This window comes from Frankia sp. AiPs1 (genome assembly GCF_023716945.1).
Lineage (GTDB): Bacteria > Actinomycetota > Actinomycetes > Frankiales > Frankiaceae > Frankia.
Map to the genome: position 1 here is coordinate 1 of NZ_JAMQQF010000533.1, position 4,126 is coordinate 4,126.

Annotated in this window: 4 protein-coding genes; all 4 read right to left on the reverse strand. The window is 73.2% G+C overall.

What is annotated here, in order from left to right; translation table 11 throughout:
* A partial coding sequence (locus ND748_RS26795; protein ID WP_251748992.1) for an enoyl-CoA hydratase occupies positions 1 to 709 on the reverse strand: 709 nt, incomplete at its 3' end.
* Between the two features lie 114 nt (positions 710 to 823).
* Positions 824 to 1,654, reverse strand: coding sequence for an enoyl-CoA hydratase-related protein (locus ND748_RS26800; protein ID WP_251748993.1), 831 nt, complete (start codon positions 1,652 to 1,654; stop codon positions 824 to 826).
* 132 nt (positions 1,655 to 1,786) lie between these two features.
* Complete coding sequence (locus ND748_RS26805) at positions 1,787 to 2,671, reverse strand: SDR family oxidoreductase (protein ID WP_251748994.1); 885 nt, start codon at positions 2,669 to 2,671, stop codon at positions 1,787 to 1,789.
* Positions 2,668 to 3,675 (reverse strand): TIGR03617 family F420-dependent LLM class oxidoreductase, encoded by a 1,008-nt coding sequence (locus ND748_RS26810; protein ID WP_251748995.1) that lies wholly within the window; start codon positions 3,673 to 3,675, stop codon positions 2,668 to 2,670. Before ND748_RS26810 ends, ND748_RS26805 begins: the two co-directional genes overlap by 4 nt.
* Between the last annotated feature and the right edge of the window lie 451 nt (positions 3,676 to 4,126).

Sequence of the window (4,126 nt, forward strand, 5' to 3'; positions counted from 1 at the left end):
ACTCGGCGGCCAGCGCGTCGGCGGTGCCCCGCGCCGCGATGGCCCGCACGGAGGCGAGGAACGCCGTCCGGGTCGCCGGGTCCGACGCACGGATGCGCTGGCCGAGGCGGTGGGCGGCGGGCAGCAGGTCGCCGTGCCCGACAACCTCGCTGACCAGACCCGCGTCCCGGGCGGCCACCGGGTCGAGGAACTCCCCGGACAGGCTCATCCGCAGCGCCCGGCGCTCGCCGATCGCCCGGGCAAGCAGGACACTCATCCCCCAGCTCGGCAGGACGCCGACCCGCGTGTGGGTGTCGGCGAACGCGGCCTTCTCCGAGGCGATGAGGATGTCGCAGTGCAGCGCCAGCTCGAAGCCGCCGGTGATCGCCGGGCCGTTGATCGCGCCGATCAGCGGCTTGCCGGTCGGCGCCCACGGCAGACCGGGCGGCAGGCCGCCGTCGCCCGGTCGGGTCAGGGCCATCCGTAGGTTCTCGCCGCTGCCGGCCACCTCGCCGAGGTCGAGGCCGGCGCAGAACGCCGGGTCGGCGCCGGTGAGGACGATGACGTCGACGGCGTCGTCGGCGTCCGCCGCGGCGAGCGCCGCCCGCAGGGCCCGGATCAGCCGGGCGGTCAGGGCGTTGCGTGCCTTCGGCCGGTGCAGGGTGAGGACGGCGACCCCGTCCACCCGCTCCACCAGGAGATCATCGGTGCCGGGATCGGCGTCGGCCATGACAGCTCCTCGTTCAGAAAGTCCGGATGTCGAATGGCGGGTCGCGGGTCCGGGTCGCGGGTCCGGGTCGCGGGTCCGGGTCGCGGGTCCGGGTCGCGGGTGGCGCGGCGCCGGTCAGATTGGGGGGACCGCCGGCAGGTCCGGGTAGTCGGGGGCGCGCCCGCTCGCCCGCCCGCGCATCGCCTCGCCGACCTCCTCGGGCTGGAAGGCCCCGGTCTGCCAGGTCGCGATCTGGTCGAGCCCGGCGGCGACGTCGTGGTCGCGGGCGTAGAGCAGGCTCTCCTTGCTGCCCCACACCGCCAGCGGGCTGCGCTCGGCGATCTCGGCGGCGATCTCGCGGACCCCGGCGAGCAGCGCGTCGTGGTCGCCGAACACCTCGTTGACGAGGCCGAGCTCACGGGCCCGCGCGGCCGGCAGGCGCCGTCCGGTGTAGGCCAGCTCCCGGGCCACCCCAGGCGGGATGAGCGTCGGCAGGCGCTGCAGGGTGCCCAGGTCGGCGGTGATGCCGATGTTGGTCTCCTGGACGACGAAGAAGGCGTCGTCGGTGGCGTACCGCAGGTCGCAGGCGGTGATCAGATCGAGGCCGCCGCCGAGGCAGCCGCCCTGCACGGCCGCGAGCACCGGCATCCGGGCCCGCTCCAGCGCGGTGAAGGCGTCCTGCATCCGGGCGATGAGCCGCTTGCGGCCGGCGTTGGCGCGCGCCGGGTCGCCGCCGGGCAGCAGGTCGCTGTGCTCGAACGAGGACAGGTCCATCCCGGCGCAGAAGTGCCGACCGGTCGAGGAGATGACCAGCACCCGCACGTCACCGGCGTCGCTGAGCCGCGTGACGACGTCGGGGAACTCCCGCCAGAACTCCGGCAGCAGGGTGTTGAGCTCGGCCGGCCGGTTGAGCACGAGTTGGGCGACCCGGCCGGCGACGTCGACCTCGAAGCAGCGGTGGCCCACGGCGGACTCCTCATCTGTTCAGCTGTGCAGCACAGCTCCTCGGCTGGTCCGACAGCGACCAGCGCGCCCCCGCGGCGGGATGTGCCGCGGGGGCGGGTGGGTCCGGGCCCCGGTGGGCTCGCCCCGGTGGGGTCAGGACAGGACGTAGCCGCCGTCGACGACGATCTGCTCGCCGGTCTGGTAGCGGGACGCCTCCGAGGCCAGGTAGACGGCGATGCCGCCCAGGTCCGCGGGGGTCCCCCAGCGCCGGCCCAGCAGCCGTGGCAGCGAGCGGGCGGCGAACTTCTCGTCGTCGAGCAGGTCGTCGGCCAGCGCGGTGCGGATGTAGCCGGGCAGGATGGCGTTGACCCGGATGCCGTCGCGGCCCAGCTCCACCGCGCAGCTGCGGACCAGGCCGGACAGCGCCGCCTTCGCCGTGCCGTACGCCTGGGTCCGCGCAAAGCCCCGGTTGGTTCCGATGATGCTCGACACCGCGACGAGGCTGCCTCCCGCGCCGGCGGCGACCATGTGCCGGGCCGCGGTGCGGAAGGTGAGGAACACCCCGTCGAGGTTGATCCGCAGCACCTGGTGCCACTGGTCGAGGGTCAGCTCGGTGAAGCGCGTCGGCTCCCCGCCGATGCCGGCGTTCGCGAAGCAGGAGTCGATCCGCCCGAACGCGCCCACCGCCTGCTCGAACGCGTCGATGACCTGCGTCTCGTCGCCGACGTCGCAGCGCAGCGCGAGCACCTTGCCGCCGTGGGCGGCGAGGGTCTGCTCCGCGGCGGCGTTCTTGCGCTCGTTCGTTCCGAGGATGACGACGTCCGCCCCGGCGGCGGCCAGCGCCTCGGCGATGCCGAGGCCGATCCCGCCGTTGCCCCCGGTGACGAGCGAGACCCGGCCCCGCAGGTCGAAGGAGGCGACGGCCGTCGGGTCGGGACTCGGGCCCGCCTCGGCGGCCCGCTCCGTTGGGCCGGGATGGACGGTCACGGCCGGATGGGCGGTTAAAGCGGGATGGGCGGTCACGGCGGGATGGCTCACCGGGTGGCGTCGAGCAGCAGCGGCCACACCGTCGGGTCGGCCTTCCAGGTCTCGTAGAAGGCCGTTCGGGTGTAGATGCCGCTGATCTTCGCGATGAGGCCCTTGCCGACCTCCTCCGGCGTGCCGACGACGGAGAAGGTGTGCAGGATCTCGTCGGTGATGAGGTCGGCCATGGCGTCCCACTCGCCGCGCTTGGACAGGTTGGTCAGCTCCGGCTGCAGCTCGCCCCAGCCGTGCACGTCGAGGACGCCCTTGTAGGCCGGGGTGGAGGCGTAGAAGGCGATCTGCTTCTTGGTCCCGAAGATCGCCTCCGCCAGCTCCTCCTCGGTGCGCCCGACCGTCACGAAGGACGGCCCGGCGATCGCGAAGCCGTCCAGATCGGCCTTGCCGGCCTTGGCCCGCCCACGCAACAGCGCCGGGAGGGTGACCTCCTCGAGGTACTTCTTCGTGCTGAACGGGTGGACGAAGAAGCCGTCGGCCACCTCACCGGCGACCTCGGTCATGCCCTCGCCGACGCCGGCGAGGTACACCGGCGGCGGGCCGTAGGGGTGCGGCTCCGGCGCGAAGAACGGCGTCATGAGGGTGTGGGTGTAGAAGTCGCCGCGGAAGGCGAGCTTGGTGTCGTTCTGCCAGGCGTCCCAGATCGCCCGGGTGGCCAGGACCAGCTCGCGCATCCGGGCGGCCGGGTGCGACCAGGTCATCGAGAAGCGCTTCTCGATGTGCGGCTTGATCTGCGAGCCCAGGCCCAGGATGAACCGGCCCTCGCTGTACTGGGCCAGGTCGTAGCCGAGGTAGGCCAGCGTCATCGGGGTCCGCGCGAAGGCGATCGCGATCGACGTGCCGACGCTGGCGGTCGAGGTCGCGTTGGCCGCCTGCAGCGTCTGCAGGAACGGGTCGTGGCGGGTCTCCCCCACCCAGATGCCGGCGTAGCCCTCCTTCTCGATGCGCGCCGCGCCCGCCGGTGTCGCCGCGAGGTCGTGCGACAGGTTTGCGTCGATCTTCATCCGCTCTCCTCCTGATGGCGGGGCCTGCCGACGACCGCCGCGCCCGTCTCATCATGCCGCCAGGGGCCGCCAGATGACCTGCCAACATAGTTTACAAAGTGAGCTTTGATGACACCGAACCGCGGCGCCGCGCGCACGCCCCCCACCAACCGCGACGGTCGATACGGACAGCACTCGGACGATCTCAGGGGGTGCCTCCGACCGGGAGCCGCGCCCCACGGCCGACAGGTCGATCGCGACCGCCACACCGCGAACCCTCCACTCTCAATCAGGTTTACATAGTTTACTAGGTGCTCGAGGGCGGGTGCCACCACCTGCGCGAGGCGGCGCGATCGGCCGATCGTGAGGATGCGGACGCGGGCCCGCCCCGGCCGGGGTGGGCCGGACCGCCCCTGCGCAGGGGGGCGGACCCGCCTCTCGACGGGGAGCCGGACCGCCTCCCGGCCGGGGC